Here is a 19,819-nt window from a genome sequence, read left to right on the forward strand (position 1 = left end):
CTCTATGTTGATTTACCAAACAAGGAAATGAAGATTGATAATTCTCTACTGGAAAAATACTTTAAGGGGAACTGCACGGACGAAGAGGTAAAGGCAGTGGAAGCCTATCTCGATCAGCCGGCAACACCGGAAGCAGATGAATGGTTTGCACAGCAATACGAAGAAAGCGCTGCCACCCCGGTTGTAAGTATGAAGCGGACATCATACCATCGCTGGTATGGCGTGGCAGCTACAGTAGCGGTATTGATCAGCTTAGGCACCTGGATGTGGCAATGGCAGCAGAAGAGCCCAGAGAGATACCTCATGGCTATGAAATGGGATACCTTGGCAAATGCCGGCAATGATATCAAACTCATGACGATGGCAGATGGATCTGAAGTATGGTTAGCTCCCCATTCATCCCTTATCTACAATCAACAATATAATGATACAAGTCGTGAGCTGTGGCTGGAAGGTGAAGGTTACTTCAATGTAAAACATGACCCGGGCCGTCCGTTCAGTGTACATACCGGTCAGCTAAAGACCACCGCACTTGGTACCGCTTTTAATATTGCAACGAATAATAGAGCTGATGGCACAATAGCAGTTAGTTTGCTGGAAGGTAAAGTGTCAGTGGCAACATCTACGTTTTCGTGTATCCTGCATCCCGGCCAGATGGTGACATTTAATAATGATACCGCCGCATTTGTACCGGTAGCATTTAACAGGCAGGAAGTAAGCGACTGGAGACAGGGGAAAATGGTATTTGATCAGACGCCCCTGGAAGATGCATTTGCAAGGATTCAATCGCGTAAGGGCTGTAAGATTATTGTAGATCCTGCATTTAAAGGAAAGAGAAAGGTCTCAGGAACATTCCCGGCCTCCACGCCGGTTGAGAATATACTGGAAGCAATGCAATATGTTCATGGGTTTAGGATTGAGAAAAGAGGAATAAACACGTATGCAATCGTAACACCTTAAATCAATTGTTTTAAAAGACACAACAATATTTACTGTACTGGCGCCGGATAGCGTCATGAAGGGGACAACCCACACCTATCATTTTTAACATAAACGCAATTCTAAAGTATGCAAAAATCTACAAAGAGATTTTGTAATGGGGAAGTTATGCAATCCTGGAAGGCTTTCCTGTTGTGTTTTTTACTCACAGGAACTACCGTGGCGCTGTCAGCGCAATCCTACCAATCTCTGAATGACAAGGTATCTGTAAACCTTGCAAAAACAAATGCAGCAGCTGTTGTAAAATCGCTTGAACAACAAACCAGGTACACTTTCGCTTACGACCCTGAGTACCTGCAACATTGTACACTGGAAGAAGTGAAATTCAGCGGGCAGTCCTTATCCGTCGTATTACATTTCCTGGATGAGTATGCTCCTATTGACATCACCTACGCAAACAATACCGTTGCGTTAAAACAAGGTAAACAAATCCACAATGCATCGCTTGAAAAAGGTCGTGTAAGCGGTAAGGTTGTAGATGCTAAAAACGAGCCTTTACCCGGGGTGACTATCCTGGCGAACAATGGACAGGGCGCGGTTACCAGTGTAGATGGTATTTATGATCTGGCATTGAGTCCGGGTATGTATACACTTACATTCAGCTACGTATCTTTTGATACCCGCCAGGTCACTGATGTAAATATAAGTGCCAAAGGTGTAACACCCTTGAACGTAGTGATGAAAAGCACTGGTTCCCGTTTAAAAGAGGTAACGGTGACCGGCAGTTACAAGCGTGCATCGGTAGAAGGATTGTATGCTATTCAGAAGAATAATGCAGGGATAACGGATGGTATCAGTGCAGAACAGATCAGCCGTACACCTGATAAAAATATAGGTGAAGTATTGAAGCGTGTGAGTGGTTTGTCTACTATGGAAAATAAATATGTAGTAGTACGTGGTCTGAGTGAAAGATACAACCAGGCAGTATTGAATGGCCAGGTAATGCCCAGCACAGAGCTGAACAGGAAGAATTTCAGCTTCGACATTATCCCTTCCAATATCGTGGAAAATGTAACTGTTGTAAAGACACTGACACCTGATCGTAGTGCTGAATTTGGTGGTGGCCTGGTAGAAGTAAATACACTGGATATTCCTACGCAGAATTTCTTAAATGTAGCTGCAGGTAGTAGTTATAATACGTTGACAACCGGTAAGAATTTTCGCTCTCTTCAGTTAGATGGTAGTGAATACTGGGGGAAAGCAGCACCGCATCGTGATCTGCTGGGAAAACTGGATTGGAAGAATACTGCAGATATCAAGGCTGCTTATAACGCAAAAGAAAATAATGCCAATGCATTCAGCAATAACTGGGGGGTGTATGAAATGAAAGCACCGGTGTCTCAGAACTATCAGCTTTCTGCAGGTAAGGTATTCAAGGTATCTGCTAAAGACCAGATCGGGTTAATAGTATCTGCCAGTTACCGCAATAATTTTCAGACGCAGGATATCAGGATGAGCCGTGACAATTTTGATGGCAAGGTGAAGGCAGATGATCCGGATCGTGCAGGTTTCAGCGGTCAGCGTTTTGGTCTGAGCACCAATCTTGGCGGGCTGGCGGGTATCGGTTTCAGAACACCACATACCCGTATGGGTTACCAGGCCCTGTACCTGCGTTCATATGATCAGCAACTGATTATCGGTATGGGTCGTCACTCTGACCCAAGCGGCTGGCTGCTGGGCTATTATGATCTGACTACACAAACGAATATGTGGCAGCATCAGTTAAAAGGAGAGCATAGTATTGGTAACAAGGGCGTAAAGTTCAAGTGGGTAGGTAGTTACCTGGTGATGGATAAGCAGCGCCCGGATAACCACCAGTTGCTGGCGAATGTGGTAGAAGATGATAAGCTGGAGTCGAATGAATTCAACATCAGCAGCCCGTTCAGCAGTGGTATCAGTGAAGGTGCATTGCGTTGGTGGAGCAGGGCTTATGAAAAGAACTTTAACTGGGATGCCGGTGTGAGTGTACCATTTAATTTCAGTCCTGGCAATTTTGTTTCCCAGAATATATTTAAGGCAGGATATGCGGGCTGGAAAAAAGACAGGTTATTTTATGTATTGAATACCGGGTCTAAGAACTTTAATAATACTGATTATCCGCCATTATCCAAGGCTTTTTCACCATCAAGGGGTGGTAGTATATTCATCAGTGATTTCTCTGACGATTTCCACAAGACGGCAGCATTGCATGGGATGTACCTGATGCTGGATGATAAGATTGGTGACAAGTGGCGTTTGGTATGGGGTGTAAGAGCAGAATATTATAACCTGAACAAAGCGAATGATGCATTGGATTCTTTATTCCATTACATCAACAGTACCCGTGGCAACGATGAGAAATTTGATTACAGTGAGTTGCTCAACAGGGAGCCTAACTGGAATTTCTTTCCTTCAGTAAACCTGACTTATAGTCTGACGCCGATGATGAACCTGCGTCTTGCCTACTCCAAGAGTATCATTCGTCCTGATCTGCGAGAGATGTCTTTCTTCAGGGAATATGATTTTGAGTTAGGTGGCATGTACCAGAGTGAACTGGTACGCTCAACACTTGCGCACCACTACGATTTTCGTTATGAATGGTATCCTGGTGCAGGAGAAGTGTTGTCTATGTCTCTGTTCTACAAAAAGTTTGATTATTCTATGGAGATCTACAACGACGAACAGAGTGGAGGTATCTATAACCTGAAGAATAATAAGAATGCAAAGAACTATGGCCTGGAAATAGAGGTGCGTAAGTCACTTGCTTTTACGAAAGTACCGGTATTGCGCAACATTGTACTGTATGGAAACTTTACGGCACTGAAGGCATATGTAACCCCGATGAGTGTGAATTACAATGCGATCGATCCTGCAAACCCATTGAAAGTAACCCCGATTGAAACGATTGGTAAAGAAGAAAAAAGACCACAGACAGGTGCAAGTAATTACATGGTGAATGCGGGTGTTTTTTATGATGTGAAACCTGCTTCTTTCAGCCTGGTATATAATTATATAACAAACCGCATGTTCCGCCCGGATGCTGCTTTTATTTATTCGCTGTATGAGCGTCCGCTGGAATCACTGGATGCGCAATTAGCAGTAAGATTTATGAAGCAGAAAGGAGAGGTAAAACTGAATATCGGCAACCTGCTGAACAGTTCATCACTTGTATATCGTAACAGTTATAGTGATGGTGAAATTACAAACGGAAGTAAGACACCATCTACCAAAGAATTGTTGTATCAGAACGGGAAGGATTTGATCAATTATGAAGCGAAGCCAGGTCGCACTTATAGTATTACAATCAGTTACAAGTTCCAGTAAACGCGTTTCTCAAATATAACCTGATCAGGTATGCAATTTTTAACCTTTAAGAAAACATCAACAAGATGAAAAGAAAACCCTTAATTTTCGCCGCTCTGGCCACAGTTGCAGTAATCAGCGCAGCTCTGGTAAGCTCTTGTAAAAAAGATGCGAGCGCAGTAGGCGACCGTGCATTGTCCGCAACCCAGGTAGTTCCTACCAATTCCACATTGTCTGGCGTATTAGGATCCGGCCACAATGTAGTTGACACTATTCACCTGACCAGCAGTGTAGCATGGCACCTGAGTGGCCTGGTATACGTTGATTCGGCTGACGTGTTGATCGTTGATCCGGGTACATTTGTCTATGGTGACCTGAGCACCAGTTCTTCAGTTCCTGGTGGTGGTCTGGTTATCGTTCGTGGTGCAAAAATCCTTGCGCAGGGTACAGCAAATGCCCCAATCGTATTTACATCTGCTAACACGAGTGCACCTGCTTCAGGTGACTGGTCTGGTGTTGTTATCTTAGGTAATGCTCCATCTAACTCCAATGGTCGCGTTCAGGTAGAAGGTATCCCTACTAATCCTCCTGCTAACGCTACATTTGGTGGTAATACAGGTACTGTTGCTACTGATAACTCAGGTATTCTGCAGTATGTTCGTATTGAATATGGTGGTTATGAACTGTCAACTGATAACGAAATTAACGGTCTGACATTAGGTGGTGTTGGTTCCGGTACTACTATTGACCACATTGAGATCTACAAATCTAAAGACGATGCAATTGAATTCTTCGGTGGTACTGTAAACGTTTCTTACATCGTTGCTGTAGATGCATTGGATGATATGTTCGATTTCGATAACGGTTATTCCGGTACTATCAACTATGCATTAGGTTTATCTGATACCACACGTGCTGACAAGAGCCAGTCTAACGGTATCGAAAGTGATAACAATGCTACTGGTGATTCTACTGCAACTCCAGTTACACGTCCTACTATCAACCACATGACCATCGTTGGTGTAACTCCAACCCGTGCTTCTGTTACTAACAGTCAGCCATCTGGTACTGGTAAATATGGTCGTCTTGCTCACCTGAGAAGAAGCTCACGTTTCGCTATCTCTAACTCATTATTCCTGGGCTTCAACACAGGTTTCTCTCTGGATGGTCAGCTGGGTAACACACCATGTGCTTACTTCAGAGGTCTGTCTACCCTGACTAACAACATTGTGCATGCATATGCTACTCCATTCGGTGTGGAAGGTACAAGTCCTTGCTCTGTAACCCTGAGCAGCGGTAACCTGGCTATCACTAATGCTAGTAATGCAAATGCTGCTATCCAGTTGGTGGCTCCGTTCGCAAGACCTACTACTGCAACAGCTGCAAACTGGTTCCCGGTTTCTGCTGCCAGTATTGCAAACACAAGAGGTGCAGGTGCATTCTCTTTCGGTGGTACAGACTGGACTGCAGGTTGGTCTAAGTACTAATATCTTTCAGTTTCTATCATACAGGTGTGGAGAGTTATTCTCCACACCTGTTTTTAAAAAAATAATCTACACATGCTTAAGTTTACTTTATTTTTTTCTTTGGCCGCCCTTACATTAATGACGGCTTGTAGAAAGGGGGATCCTGTTAAAGAATATGCTTTTGGTTCTTTTTCTGCAGAGATGCTGGCATTGCCAGGTGCAGATACATTGAATGTTTATGTTGGGGGTAGTAAGGTAGGTTACATAGCTGGTGGAATTGCGATCGGGAATGCTTCTCCATTGATGCTGACAGCCGGAAAGTCTACGACTATTTCATTTAAAACAGCAGGCAGGGATTCTTTGGTACTTGATACCATTATATCTGTTGCTGCGGGAGAGAAAGTGGGATTGAGGATTGCTTATAGTGCAACATTGGGAATTAACGCATTTACTTCTGCAAGTGATGCGAATGTAGGAGCTGATTCTACTGCTTTTTTCCTTTTTAATGGTCTGCCTGCAGGAGCTGTGGCAGATGAGAAAGTAGATGCTTATCTGTTTAAAATGAAAAAAGCAGATGGCAGTTTTGAACAAACGGATATTGTGTTTAAAGATGCAGAGAGAGGAAAGCTTCATCCAAATATGGCAACAATCAGGGTGACCGACGACGATGGGTCATCTATTATATATGCTTTTAAAATTAAGAGCCAGGTTACCGGGGAATTTATCATGGACGGTATTGGTTCAGAGTATTTGTCTCCATATTTTGAGGCAGGCAAACGTGAGATCATCACACTGAATGCACTTGATTTGGGAGGCCTGTATATGTACTTACCGGATTATGCTATTTACTAGTGAGCTGTTCTCCCTGTTACTATCATGAAAACCCTATTTTTATATATCACCCTTTTGCTCCTGCTGGCATCCTGCGATAAGGAGGATGTCATTCTTCAGGAGATCGTGCCTGTGAACGATACGCTGCGTGGCGTATATAGTTCGAACACTTTGTTGACGAGTGACCGTTTGTGGTATGTGGAAGGTTGGGTATATATCATCAACAAATCTTCTCTGCGCATAGAACCGGGAACACATATTAAGGTATTAGCAGATCCTGCTGCCAGGAGCGGCGGTGGGATCATCATTGTTCGTGACTCAAAACTGGTAGCAAAGGGCACTGCCGGGTTCCCGATAAAGTTTCAGTTTACAGATACCATGCATACACATTGGAACGGATTGATATTAATGGGTAATGCGCCACAGCGGAAGGATTTTTTATCACCGGAAGGCAAGGAGTTGTCTTATGGTGGTGATGTAGCTGAGGACAGTTCAGGGATCATTCAACATGTTGATATGAACTTTCATCATTTAATATCTCCGGGTATTTTACTCCTGGGTGTGGGCAGCAAAACCCGTATCGATCATGTAATGACGCATACACAAGTTTCGATCAACACTGAAGGTTATAATGATCTTTGATAAATGTTTGATACAGGTGTACTGTGTCTACAGTATACGATGTTATGTCTTCCGATAAATTATTGAAGTTAGCATTAAAACAATCCCCATTTAGAAGCAAAAAAGTCCGCTGTTTCTACAGCGGACTTTTATTATCTGCAAATGACCATTTCTCTTTGTGCTTTTTCCAACTGTGCATTATAATAGTGTTTTACACTGCCTGTACCGGCACTGATTCTTGCATTGCCATTGATAATGGAAAGGGCTTTGGCGATGAGTGGATCATTATTGTCGCCGATAGCTGCGAGTGGTAATGTGGACATTTCATCGATGTTATAATCAGGTGTGATCCCTGCGGTATAGCCACCATTGCCTTTTGCGTTGAACAGGTTGTAGGTAATCGGCATGAGTGTCCAGGGAATGCGGGTATCGCTGATGATGACGGCACCTTTATCTTTTCCGAATGTTTTTTCGCCGATCTGGATCACCTGTGTATAGGGTTTCAGGGAATTGATGGTCAGTTCTGCAGCGGATGCGGTGGCTGCGCCGGAAAGGATGAAAACGCGGGAGAGGGAGAGGCGTTTGTCAGTCAGTGTGGAAAACGAAATAGGGTAGCCGCTTTCAGGTACAGAGAGGGCAGATTTGTAGGTAATATCTCTGTTGCCGAGGTGATTATTGCCGGTATATTTTGCAAAGAGACTTTGTTCTGTGATACCGGGGGCGATCATGGCATTCAGCAAGGCCGCAGCTGCTACGCTGCCACCGGGATTATAGCGCAGGTCGAGGATCAGCTCAGTGGCGCCGGATGTTTTGAAGGATTGGAAGGCCTGTTGTAAGGCGGTATTGTAGGTATCATTGAAGTAATTATAAAAAAGATAGGCGACTACTTTGTCTTTGATTTTGAAGGTGTCTTGTTTATAAATAGGGTTTTCTCCCAGGCTTTGAGCGGGGAGGCTGATGACCTTGTTGTTGATGGCAAGGGTGGTGGATGTGCCGTTCAGCATGGCAGTGGTTAATTCACTGGCATTACTGCTGGTGATGGGGGTATTGTTGATTTCGGTGAAATAATCGCCTCTTTTGATGCCGTTCAGGGCAGCGACGGAGCTGGGGAGCACGAGTTGGATGACGCCGATGGGGCCGTTTTTATCGATGATGGAAAATAGAATACCATATCGGGACAGCATGTATTTAGGGTAGGTAGCAGGGTCGGTGGGTTTGTAGAGAAATGAGAAGCGATCTGCTGCATTTTTGATACTGGCAAGGTAATCAGTTGCGTTCAGGGTGGTGTCTGCATTGGCTGGCAGATAGCTATTCCAGAGGTAGAAGTAGCGCATGCTATCCAGTATCCAGGTATTGGTTTCTTTTTGGGTGACGGGGCCGGTGGGGCGTACGTCGGGAGTGTCGTCCTTACGGCAGGCTGCGAAAGCCATGAATGCGGCAAGGGCAATGGTTCGTGGGCGGATCATAATTTAAAAGGTTAATAAGGTGAGGATCACATGTCGTAGTGGGCCATCATCTCGCGCCTGATGTATTGCAGGGCGAGATTCAGGTGATTTCTTACAGTGGCAGGAGAGAGGCTGAGCTGATCGGCTATTTCTTTGTAGCTCTTGCCTTTGTCTCTGCTGAGCAGGTAGATATTCCGGCGTTGTTCCGGCATTTTTTCGATTACTTTCTGGATCTGTTCGCGGAATTCCTTGTGCAACAAGTGCTGGTCATCTCTGTTTTCAGAAACGGGATGGTGGCCGGAGGACAGCTGGGCAAGGGATTTCCTTTCCCGGTATAGTTTCCGGGTTTCATCGATGACAATATGCTTGACAAATACGAATAGCAGGGGAAATACGTCCTGTCCTATCTGAACTTTATGGATGTTTTCCCATAACTTAATAAAACATTGTTGTGTTACTTCCTGCGCCCGCAGCCGGTCGTCAGTAAGCTTGTATGCAAACCTGTACACTTTTTCCCTGTTAGCTTCAAACAGCTGGCTAAAGAGAATCCTGGATGGGTTATCAGACATATAGTGTTGATATAAGGCTTAATTGCGAAATAAATGTAAGCAGTGTTTGTTACTTGAATGTTAAAGTTCGGAGGATTAAAATCTCTCTATACCTATTTAACCATTTTGTATACATTTGCTCCATGTTTACAGAACTTTGCAATCAAATATTTGATCAGAGCATTGCTGATTATCATGTACATAACAGCGTGTATCAACCTATCCTGAATCCTTATGAAAAAACCGCGATAGAGCATCTGTTATATCTGAAAAATTGGATTGATACGGTACAATGGCACCTGGAGGACATTATCCGTGATCCATTGATCGACCCGGTAAAGGCATTGGAGATCAAGCGTTGGATTGATAAATCTAACCAGGAGCGTACAGATGTAGTAGAATATATTGATAGTTATTTCTTCGAAAAATATAAAGACATAGTGCCTGCTGCGGGTGCGTCAATTAATACTGAAAGTCCGGCCTGGGCGGTAGACCGTTTGTCTATCCTGGCGCTGAAGATTTATCATATGCGGGAAGAAGCGACCCGTACGGATGCCAGTCCTGCGCACCGCGAGGCTTGTCAGCGTAAGCTGGATGTATTGCTGGAGCAGAGGAGAGATCTGGGTACTGCGATCAACCAGCTGCTGGAAGATATCGCTGCCGGCAATAAGTATATGAAGGTGTACAAGCAGATGAAGATGTACAACGATCCTTCTCTGAATCCTGTTCTCTATAAGAGTGCATCCAATTAAGGTATGAAGACATTACTGGCCATCCGTTTTTCAGCCATGGGTGATGTGGCGATGACGATTCCCGTTATGCAGCGGGTATTGCAGGCCCATCCGGATGTGGAAATTGTGTTTGTGTCGAATAAGAACTGGGGTGCTTTGTGTGAGGGTATTCCCAGGTTACATTTTTTTCCTGCTGATCTGAAGGGGGCGCATAAGGGTGTGAAAGGCTTGTACCGGCTATTTAAGGCTGTGCGGGCTGCGTACAGGATAGATGCGGTGGCAGATTTGCACCAGGTGTTGCGGTCACAGATCGTGCGGACGTTCTTTAGATTGACGGGGCGAAAGGTGGCGGTGATTGATAAGGGGAGGGCAGGGAAGAAGGCATTGGCGCGCCAGGAGAATAAGGTATTGCAGCCATTGAGGAGTACGATAGAGCGGTATGCGGATGTGTTTCGTTCATTAGGGTTTTCAGTGGATATGAGTGCAACGCCGCCGGTGTTTGGTCGTCGCTCCATACCTGTTGGAATGGAGCCGAAAGGGGCGTTTAAATGGATCGGGCTGGCGCCATTTGCGACTTATGTGGAGAAGACGTATCCTTTTGATAAGATAGCGACGTTATTGGGGCAGTTGGTATCACAGCCGAATACCAGGGTGTTATTGATGGGAGGGGGAGCTGGTGAGGTAGCGAAATTACAGGAGTTGGCGGAACGTTATCCGCAGGCGATCGTAGTGGCGGGGCGATTTAAGTTGCCGGAAGAGTTGGCTATCATTAGCCAGATGGATGTGATGATTAGTATGGATTCTGCGAATATGCACCTGGCTTCGTTGTTTGGGGTGTCGGTGGTATCGGTGTGGGGAGCGACGCATCCATTTGCGGGATTTATGGGGTATGGGCAGCGGATCGGGAAGGCGGCGCAGATAGAATTGGGTTGCAGGCCATGTAGTATTTTTGGGAATAAGCCGTGTTTCAGGGGGGATCATGCGTGTATGGAACAGCTGCCGGTTTCGGAAATAATAGAAAAGATTTAAAAGTTTTTTTTGCGGAATAGAAAATTTTACTAATTTCGCCATCCCAAATAACGACAGCGAGTTGTTGAAATGAGGGAGGTATTGTCCTATAGTATAATGGTAGTACATCTGATTTTGGTTCAGACTGTCTAGGTTCGAATCCTGGTAGGACAACTTTAAAGATTTTTAAGCCAGTTCTGATTTTATCGGAACTGGCTTTTTTCTTTTACCGTGGCGGGTTTTGAGAAAAAGTAAAATCAATGATTGGTGTACCCCAGCGTGTACCCCAACAATAAATAGGGGTATATTTGATACAGTATAACCCCTTTACTATGGGCATCAAATTATACCTCAAAAGGCCAGATGCAAAGGCCGAAACCACGATATTTGCCCGGATCACTTATGAGCCTGGGCCATTTAAATATTACCTGCCTGAAAAAAAAGCCGCAATACTGGAATAATAAAGCACAACGGGCTGCAAGGGTAAAAGACTTTCCCGAATATTCTGAATTTAATGCCAGATTGGATAATCTGGAGATGGTGATTAAGGATTCATACAGGAAATACCTGAAGGACCATAATAATGAAATTCCATCCTTTATAGCATTTAAAGAGGTGTTAGATTTTGCCTTGGGGGAAAAGATGGTTATAAAATGGACCTTTTTTGACTTTTTTAAGGACTTTATTGCCCGTAGTGGTAAAGGTGAACGTATTAGCCCAAAGACAAAAAAAAGTGATTGTAAAGAGCACGAATAAGGGCTATTCAGTTGTATTAAATCATCTTGAAGAATTTCAACTTACTTATAAACGAAAAATTGATTTTGAAACTATAGACCTGGTCTTTCACAATAGTGAGCCTTTATTGGAGGAAACACACTATTATCCATATGGACTGACGATGGAAGGAATATCTTCTAAGGCAGTGAATAGATTAGAGAATAAGTTTGGATTTAATGGGAAGGAGAAGCAGAATAAGGAGTTTGGAGATGGTAGTGGTCTGGAATGGTATGATTATGGAGCGAGGATGTATGATGGGCAGATTGGCAGATGGCATGTCATTGATCCATTATCAGAAAAATCAACCCGTTATTCTCCTTATGTTTATGCATTAGATAATCCTATTAGATTTATTGATCTGGATGGAAGGGAAGCAAAAGATAACAAAGGTGAGCCTCCAATCCGGAGATGGACCGTTTTCCCTAGCAATTCAAAGCTCGAACTTCCTAATATTTCTGAAGCAATAAAGAATGATATATTTGAGGCTGATAATAAGCATCGGGGATTTGGATTGCTTCCAGGTCGTACAATCGGAAATGCTGCAAATACTGACCTGGTTGAAGAATCAATAGCGTATGCCAATAACCATGCTGGAACATCAACTAAAAAGACTATTTTTCCGGGATTAATTAGTATTCTTGATGATCCTTTGATTCTTAATATATCTACAAAATTTGATGGTAATTCACTTATGCTTGTAAGAAAGACGACCAGGAGTCACATCGCAGAGGATAAGGTTGAACATAAAGTCGAAAACGCATCAGAAATTTCCGCGAATGCTGAAGCCGGAGGCGATGGTAGCGGAAAGAAATCCGGCACAAAAGGAAATGCAAAAGTAACTGCATCGTATAAAAACGGCAGTACTGTAACAAATACGAATAATAGTAATCAAACGGCTCAATATAATGATGTTCAAATATGGGTATATAACGCCCAAATGCAAATTACTTATACTATAATAGTGGATGGTGCATCAGTAAGAGTGGATAAAGTTGTTAATACGGTTATATATTCCGATCAGAAATTGAAATAATATGAAAAATATAGATTATTTGAGGGTAAAGGTATACGTCTTTATTGCATTATTCGCATTCACATTTGGTTGGACATTTCCCACAAAAGTGAATATCCGCAATATTGAAGGAAACACTTTTTATGATACAACATTTAGTTATGCCGAGTTTGGATTAATATGTACTATTGGTTTTGGTCTGACTCTTCTAAATGATTTTAAAAAGCGAAGAGATAGTGATGAATATTAATTAAACCGCATTTTAGATTCAAAAGGGGCTGTATGAAATTTATTTACAGCCCCTTTTGTGTGTCAGCCATGTGTATCAATATAGGGTGCAGATCCCGAACACGTTTTACAGTAAGGAGTGTTAGCTTAAGGCAAAAACCCAATGACTGATCCTAATCAGTAGCCATATGATTTTAATAAAACCTAAAATAGGTGTCAAAATAACAAGCTTTACATCAAAATAGCCCTAAAAAACTTCTTTTTACTCCTTTACATGTCACAACATTTATCTATGTATTTCTCCTATATGTCGATAAATAAACATTCATTATCATTAAAATTCATTTTCCCTTACTATCAATTAACTAATACTTTTGCTAAATAAAATAATCTTCATACCTTACGCCCGTATTGTTATGTAAATGTTAAAATTCGGAAACCATTATATAGTTTAGTAAACTATTTGAACTGATACATTAAAACCAGGCGGTGAAATCCATGAACGTAATGAAAATGAAACGGGGACTTGTGCTCCATTGATTTTGACCTTAGTTAGATAGGGCATTATCGACAGAAAGGACTATTGAATTTTTTGACTGTAAAATTCCACTCATCATGATCAAGAGTAACAATAAGCAATCACCTTAATTTCCTTTAAATAAATAGGGAGAATGTTGGCGCATTCCCCCCCTGTTTAAATCGAAATAAACCCAGTCTTGGCGGGCTGGATTCATCAACTCAATACATTAAATTATGAATTCTACAGTTATGGCTGTTCACAAAAAGTGGACGGCTGGATGGTTGTTTGTAGCACTTTTCCTAACTCTCTCATTCCCAGCAACTATGTTTGCTGCCACCTATGCTGATATTGTTATCAAGGGAAAGGTTGTCGACGAAACAGGCGAACCTATGCAAGCCGTATCAGTCGCAATAAAAGGAACACCAAGAGGGACAACAACACAACAGGATGGTTCATTTACCATCACCGCAAATGAAAATGCAACTTTGGTTTTCTCCTTTATTGGTTATGCTAACCAGGAAGTTCCTGTTGGCGGACAGGCTACTCTTAGTATTACCATGAAGAAGAATGCGAGCCAACTCGACCAGGTGGTTGTAGTAGGTTATGGTACACAACGTAGAAGCCAGGTAGTTGGTTCCGTGAGCTCTGTAAAAGGTGTTGAAATCACCAAGCAGCCTGTATTGACTGCTGCACAGGGTTTACAGGCTAAAACTCCGGGTGTGCAGGTCACTGCTTCCGGTTCTCCTGGTGCACAGCCTCAGCTGCGTATCCGCGGTGTGAGCTCTGTAACAGGCGATGCTAACCCAATTTACGTGGTAGATAATGTGATCACTACAGATATCACCAACATCAACAGTTCAGATATCGAATCTATCGAAGTACTGAAAGACGCCTCTTCACAGGCGATCTACGGTAGCCGCGCTGGTAATGGTGTGGTATTGGTAACTACCAAGAAAGGTAAATCAGGTAAAATGAAAATCAGCCTGGATGCTTATTCTGGTTTCAGAACACCAACATCCAAAGTGAAAATGGCTGATGGTAAGGCATATGCACAATATTCCAACGAAGCGAATATCCGTGCGAATGCCAGCCCTATCTTTAACCTGGATACTATCAATACTAACACTGACTGGTTCGATCAGATCACCCGCAACGGTATCATTCAGAACTATAATATCAACCTGAGCGGAGGTACTGAAAAAACAACTTATTTCTTCAGCGCTGGTTATTTTAAAGATAACGGTATCGTAAAAGGTAACGATTACCAGCGTGGCGTAGTAAGGATCAATAATGAATACAGACCTGCTTCCTGGATTAAATTTGGTCACAATCTGAACCTGAGCCTTGCTAAATCTAATAATAAGAACAATGAGTTTGGCAATGCTTATCGTATGGCACCTTCTACTCCGGTTAAGTATGCCGATGGTAGCTGGGGCTTTGAAAAGAACCTGAGTGTGGCAAACCCGGTGGCAGATCTTAATTATACCAATGACTTCCTGAACACACTGAGACTGCAGGGTAACGTATTCGCTGACGTTTCTCCGATCAAGGGGCTGAACTGGCATAGTAGCTTCAACTTTGACCAACGTCAAAACTATGCTACTAACTATACTCCTTCATATAAAATCTGGAGCGGTCAGAAAAATGATACTTCCATCCTGAAGAAGGGTAATGGTAAGAACTTCTATTACGTAATAGATAATAATCTGACCTACAATCACACTTTTGAAAACAAACATGAAGTGTCTGTAACTGTTGGTTACTCTGCAGAGCGTAGTAAGGGTGATACCCTGAATGCTTCTGTAAAGGGCGTGCCTAATAAACGTAACCTGTGGTACCTGAACCAGGGTGACCTGGCCAACGTAGAAATTTATAACTACGGTTTACTTATCCAAAGAGCTTCTGCTTATGGTCGTCTGACCTATACCTACGATCGTAAATATAACCTGAGTGGTAGCATTAGAAGAGATGGTTCCAGCAACTTCCCTAGCAGTGAGAAATGGGGAACATTCTACTCTGCGGGTGCTTCCTGGATCGTGACAGAAGAAGGATTTATGCAGGATCAACACGTATTTGATGAACTGAAACTGCGTGTTGGTTATGGTCGTGTAGGTAATGATAACGTGTCTGGCCTGGCGACACTGAATAGTGTTTCAAACACTGAATATTACTATAATTTCGGAGGAACTCCATATGCCCCACTACCTGGACTCACTATCGATCAGATCAGAGATGCACGTGCTACCTGGGAGCCAACTACCGGTGTGGATGCGGGTATTGAATTCACCCTGCTGAACAGACAGCTGAGTGGTAGTGTGAGCTACTATAACAAGCTGACCAGTGCTTACGTGAATGTAACTGTACCGTCTACCCTGGGTGATGCAGACAACACTGTATACTCCAGAGCTGCTGATATAAGAAATAAAGGTGTGGAAATCAACCTGAACTGGAACAAGAAAGTAAACAAGGATTTCTCTTATTTCATTGGTGGTAACATCACTTTCAACAAGAACAATGTTGAAAAAGTAAAAGGTAACTTACAGCTGAAAGGTGGTAGCCTTGGTAACGGTAATATCGTAACCTATACTGTGGTTGGAAAAGAAATCGGTAGCTTCTGGGTATATGAAACAGATGGTATCTACCAGACCCAGGCTGAAATCGACAATTCAGCACACATCACTGGTGCTGCTGTAGGTGATTTCAGATACAAGGATACTAATGGCGACGGCAGTATCAACGATAAAGACCGTGTGTTCAAAGGATCCTATCAGCCTAAAGTATTCTATGGTATCAATGCTGGTTTCAGCTACAAGAAGTTTGACTTCTCTATGGATATGTATGGTAACGCTGGAAACAAAGTATTCAATGGTAAGAAAGCAGTTCGCCTGGGTAATGACAACGTAGAAGCTAAAGTGGCTACAAACCGCTGGACTTCTACCAATACCGGAACAGCGATTCCAAGAGCATCTAATGCTATTCCAACACCATCTGATTATTTCGTAGAATCAGGTTCATTCTTCCGTATTAACAATATCACCCTTGGTTATACTGTGCCTGTAAACAGCTGGGCAGGAATCAACAATTTGCGCATATTTGCGACTGCACAAAACCCGGTAATCTTCAAGAAGTATAGTGGTTATACTCCTGAATTACCAGGTACAGCTATTGCTTCCGGTATAGAACTGAACATCTATCCGGTAACAACTACTTACACCGCTGGTTTTAATCTTACTTTCTAATCGTCTAAATGTGTGATATATGAAAAAGTTTAGTTTATTCATCATAACTGCAGGGGCTGTGGCGATCTCTATGAGTGCCTGCAAAAAAGACTGGTTGAACCCTGATGTGGAAAATCAGTTGGCTACAAGTGACTCTATTTATACTGATAATAGCAACGCGACCAAATTTACCACCGCATGTTATACTAACCTGCTTACATGGGCTGAGTCCAGCTTTGCATGGGTGGGTCTGAGCAGCATTACTTCTGATGATGCTGATAAAGGTAGTTCCTCTGGTGACAACGGTTCCGATAAGGATCAGCTGGATGCTATCACTTATACTTCCACTTCAGGTAGCCTGAACGATGGATGGAAAGGAAACTATCAGGGTGTATCTAACTGTAATGTGGCTTTGCAACAGATTCCACTGTTCACTAAGCTGGATGCAGCAACAGCTACACAACTGAAGGGTGAAGCCCGCTTCCTGAGAGCCTATTACTACTTTAACCTGGTGAGAATGTTTGGTAACATTCCGTTAGTGGATACAGTGTTAAATGCTGATGATCCTGCTTCTTTGTTAAAAGGTAATACGCAGGTTGCTCCTTCTGTCATCTATGCATTCATAGAGTCAGATCTGAACTATGCAATCAGTGTGCTCCCTACTGTTGATAACCAGGCTGCAAAAGACATCGGTCGTGCAAACAAAGGTGCTGCTACTGCACTGCTGGCAAAAGTAAGCCTGTATGAAAAGAAATACCAACAGGCATATGACCTGACTACCCAGATCATCAGTGGTGCTGTAGGTTCCTATGCACTGGTAAGCGACTATAGCAAAATCTGGCGCGAAGTTGGCGAAAACAGCACTGAGTCACTGTTCGAAGTACAGGCTAAATCTGGTAGCCCTAAAGCCGGTGTACAACAGTACACTGTGATACAGTCAATGCGTGGTGCTACTTTCGCTGGTGTAACTACCGCTGTAACAGGATGGGGTTTCAATACGCCTAGCGAGGACCTGGATAACTCATACGAAGCCGGTGACCTGCGTAAGAAAGCAACTATCATTCATGTAGGTGATACCCTGTTTGATGGTGTAATCCTGAAAAGCGCAGTAAACCAACGCTACAACTATAAAGCATATGTAAGTGCAACACAGGAAAACTATAGCGGCGATGCAGATCTGACTAACAAGAATGTACGTATCCTCCGCATGGGTGATATCTACCTGATCAATGCAGAAGCTGCAAATGAACTGGGTAATACTGCTACAGCAATTACTGATGTGAATAAGATCCGCAACCGTGCCAGCCTGGGAAATACTACCGCCTCTACACAGAGCGATCTGCGTACTGCAATCTGGAACGAAAGAAGATGGGAACTGGCAATGGAACATGACCGCTTCTTCGATCTGATCAGACAAGGTCGTGCCGGTACTGTACTGCGTGCATTAGGTAAAAAATTTGTTGATGGTAAGAATGAAGTCTTCCCAATTCCGGAAACTGAAATCAGTGCAAGTGGTAATGCATTAAAACAGAATACAGGATACTAATGAAGCCTTTATTAGTGGTCACCTACAGCTTACTCCTGCTCTGGACAGCTGCTGGTTGTAAAAAAGAGCAAAAAGTTACGGAGTCCCCACAGGACTCCGTAACTACTTCTATACCTGATCTCACCATCCTGAATGAGGTGCAGAAAGCCAGCTTTGGGTACTTTTGGGATGGAGCACATGCCGGCTCAGGAATGGCTTTAGAGCGCAGCAGTAGCGGAGATGTAGTCACTACAGGAGGAACGGGTTTTGGTATCGCTGGTATTGTTACAGCTACATCCAGGGGATGGATCTCCCGCACTGATGCCATCAGCCGCTTACGTACCATCTGCTATTTCCTGCAGGATGCAAACCGTTTTCATGGTGCCTGGCCACATTGGCTCAATGGCGCTACAGGAAAAGTGGTTCCTTTCAGTACCTATGATAACGGTGGCGACCTGGTAGAAACGGCATTCTTAGTAAACGGGCTGCTCATTGCCCGTGCTTACTTCACCGGTGCTGATACGGCAGAAACCAATCTCCGGAAAAAGATCACGACCCTTTATGAAGGCGTAGAGTGGGATTGGTACGCCAGCAAGGGAGATCATAAACTCTACTGGCACTGGAGCCCGGACCACGACTGGGCAATGAATCTGCCTATTTCTGGTTGGAATGAAGCCCTCATCACTTATGTGCTGGCAGTTGCTTCTCCTACTCACCCAATTGATGCCAGCGTTTATAATAACACCTGGATCACTTCCGGCTTTGGCGTACAAAAAACTTATCAGGGTTACACCGTCTCAATTTCAGGTAATGAATACATCGGGCCATTGTTTTTCTCTCATTATTCTTTTATTGGTTTAGACCCACGCCAGCTGGAAGATAGTTACACCAACTACTGGCAGCAGGCTGTGAAGCATGTATTGATCAACAGATCCTATTGTATTTATGGATCTCCGGTCAACTATAATTACAGTGAAACCTTGTGGGGCCTGACAGCCAGCGATGGTCCTGATGGCTACAATGCATTTCAGCCTGCCAGTGACAATGGAACGATAGCGCCCACAGCAGCCTTATCTTCTATCGCTTACACACCTTACTATTCAATGCAGGTGATGCGTAATCTGTATGAAAACAAGAAAACCTTATACGGTAAATATGGTTTTTATGATGCGCTGAATGTAAGCCGAAACTGGATGGATAAGGAATACCTGGCTATCGACCAGGGGCCTATCGTAGCGATGATAGAAAACTATCGCAGCGGTCTGTTGTGGAACCTGTTCATGAATATCGCTGAGATAAAGACAGCGCTGACGCAACTAGGATTTCATACGCCAGTGCGCAGTACAGGGTTTTACTTATCGGTTCCTGAAGTAGAAAACAAAGTGGTAGATTTGATTAAACATCCGGATGCTGCTACTTATCAGCTGGATGTGTTCATGAGCACTGCAGGTACTTTTACACTTGAAAAAGCAGATGGTACTGTAGTGAGCACATCGCCGGTGAATGCAGGTAGTACAAAGGTTACATTCAATACCTCCGTGGGAAAATATATAGCACGGCTAAAAGGTAGTTCAGATAATATAACACAGGTAGTTCAACTTCACTAAC

General features: G+C 43.4%; 15 protein-coding genes and 1 tRNA gene. 14 read left to right on the forward strand and 2 right to left on the reverse strand.

Going from position 1 to position 19,819, the window contains the following annotated elements:
- The first annotated feature begins 27 nt into the window (after window positions 1-27).
- From U0033_RS26145 to U0033_RS26165, 5 genes are all read left to right on the forward strand, one after another.
- Entirely contained in the window at window positions 28-960 is a 933-nt protein-coding gene (locus U0033_RS26145) for a FecR family protein (protein ID WP_072360758.1), read from the forward strand.
- A 147-nt stretch (window positions 961-1,107) separates the two neighbouring features.
- A complete protein-coding gene (locus U0033_RS26150; protein WP_072360760.1) occupies window positions 1,108-4,302 on the forward strand; it encodes a TonB-dependent receptor domain-containing protein in 3,195 nt (1,064 codons plus the stop codon).
- A gap of 65 nt (window positions 4,303-4,367) precedes the next feature.
- Window positions 4,368-5,768: a hypothetical protein gene (locus tag U0033_RS26155; RefSeq protein WP_072360763.1), complete on the forward strand. Its 1,401-nt coding sequence runs from the start codon at window positions 4,368-4,370 to the stop codon at window positions 5,766-5,768.
- A 72-nt stretch (window positions 5,769-5,840) separates the two neighbouring features.
- On the forward strand, window positions 5,841-6,599 hold the full coding sequence (locus tag U0033_RS26160) for a DUF4397 domain-containing protein (RefSeq protein WP_143150719.1): 759 nt from the start codon (window positions 5,841-5,843) through the stop codon (window positions 6,597-6,599).
- 24 nt (window positions 6,600-6,623) lie between these two features.
- Window positions 6,624-7,220, forward strand: a complete 597-nt coding sequence (locus tag U0033_RS26165; protein WP_072360767.1) for a hypothetical protein — start codon at window positions 6,624-6,626, stop codon at window positions 7,218-7,220.
- Between the two features lie 131 nt (window positions 7,221-7,351).
- On the opposite strand, the gene U0033_RS26170 is transcribed toward U0033_RS26165, so the two are convergent.
- Window positions 7,352-8,665, reverse strand: a complete 1,314-nt coding sequence (locus tag U0033_RS26170; protein WP_072360769.1) for a S41 family peptidase — start codon at window positions 8,663-8,665, stop codon at window positions 7,352-7,354.
- Window positions 8,666-8,691: 26 nt separating this feature from the next.
- Entirely contained in the window at window positions 8,692-9,213 is a 522-nt protein-coding gene (locus U0033_RS26175; protein ID WP_072360772.1) for an RNA polymerase sigma-70 factor, read from the reverse strand.
- Between the two features lie 122 nt (window positions 9,214-9,335).
- On the opposite strand from U0033_RS26175, the gene U0033_RS26180 reads away from it, so the two are divergent.
- The 9 genes from U0033_RS26180 (at window position 9,336) to U0033_RS26220 (ending at window position 19,818) form a co-directional block, all read left to right on the forward strand.
- Window positions 9,336-9,944, forward strand: coding sequence for a DUF4254 domain-containing protein (locus U0033_RS26180; protein WP_072360774.1), 609 nt, complete (start codon window positions 9,336-9,338; stop codon window positions 9,942-9,944).
- A 3-nt stretch (window positions 9,945-9,947) separates the two neighbouring features.
- The gene (locus U0033_RS26185; RefSeq protein WP_072360776.1) at window positions 9,948-10,952 is read left to right on the forward strand and encodes a glycosyltransferase family 9 protein; all 1,005 of its coding nucleotides are present in this window, start codon (window positions 9,948-9,950) and stop codon (window positions 10,950-10,952) included.
- 82 nt (window positions 10,953-11,034) lie between these two features.
- A tRNA-Gln gene (locus U0033_RS26190) sits at window positions 11,035-11,105 on the forward strand.
- Between the two features lie 158 nt (window positions 11,106-11,263).
- Window positions 11,264-11,392 carry a hypothetical protein gene (locus U0033_RS26195; RefSeq protein WP_262487760.1) on the forward strand — a complete coding sequence of 43 codons (129 nt, stop codon included), beginning with the start codon at window positions 11,264-11,266 and terminating at the stop codon, window positions 11,390-11,392.
- 203 nt (window positions 11,393-11,595) lie between these two features.
- Window positions 11,596-12,741, forward strand: a complete 1,146-nt coding sequence (locus U0033_RS26200) for an RHS repeat domain-containing protein (RefSeq protein WP_245801767.1) — start codon at window positions 11,596-11,598, stop codon at window positions 12,739-12,741.
- A 1-nt stretch (window position 12,742) separates the two neighbouring features.
- On the forward strand, window positions 12,743-12,970 hold the full coding sequence (locus U0033_RS26205) for a hypothetical protein (RefSeq protein ID WP_072360782.1): 228 nt from the start codon (window positions 12,743-12,745) through the stop codon (window positions 12,968-12,970).
- A 731-nt stretch (window positions 12,971-13,701) separates the two neighbouring features.
- The gene (locus U0033_RS26210; RefSeq protein WP_218164025.1) at window positions 13,702-16,707 is read left to right on the forward strand and encodes a SusC/RagA family TonB-linked outer membrane protein; all 3,006 of its coding nucleotides are present in this window, start codon (window positions 13,702-13,704) and stop codon (window positions 16,705-16,707) included.
- A gap of 19 nt (window positions 16,708-16,726) precedes the next feature.
- A complete protein-coding gene (locus U0033_RS26215) occupies window positions 16,727-18,232 on the forward strand; it encodes a RagB/SusD family nutrient uptake outer membrane protein (protein WP_072360786.1) in 1,506 nt (501 codons plus the stop codon).
- Window positions 18,232-19,818: a glucoamylase family protein gene (locus tag U0033_RS26220; RefSeq protein ID WP_072360788.1), complete on the forward strand. Its 1,587-nt coding sequence runs from the start codon at window positions 18,232-18,234 to the stop codon at window positions 19,816-19,818. The genes U0033_RS26215 and U0033_RS26220 overlap by 1 nt, the downstream gene beginning before the upstream one ends.
- Window position 19,819 lies beyond the last annotated feature (1 nt).

Origin of the sequence: Chitinophaga sancti (genome assembly GCF_034424315.1) — a bacterium.
Taxonomy (GTDB): Bacteria; Bacteroidota; Bacteroidia; order Chitinophagales; family Chitinophagaceae; genus Chitinophaga; species Chitinophaga sancti.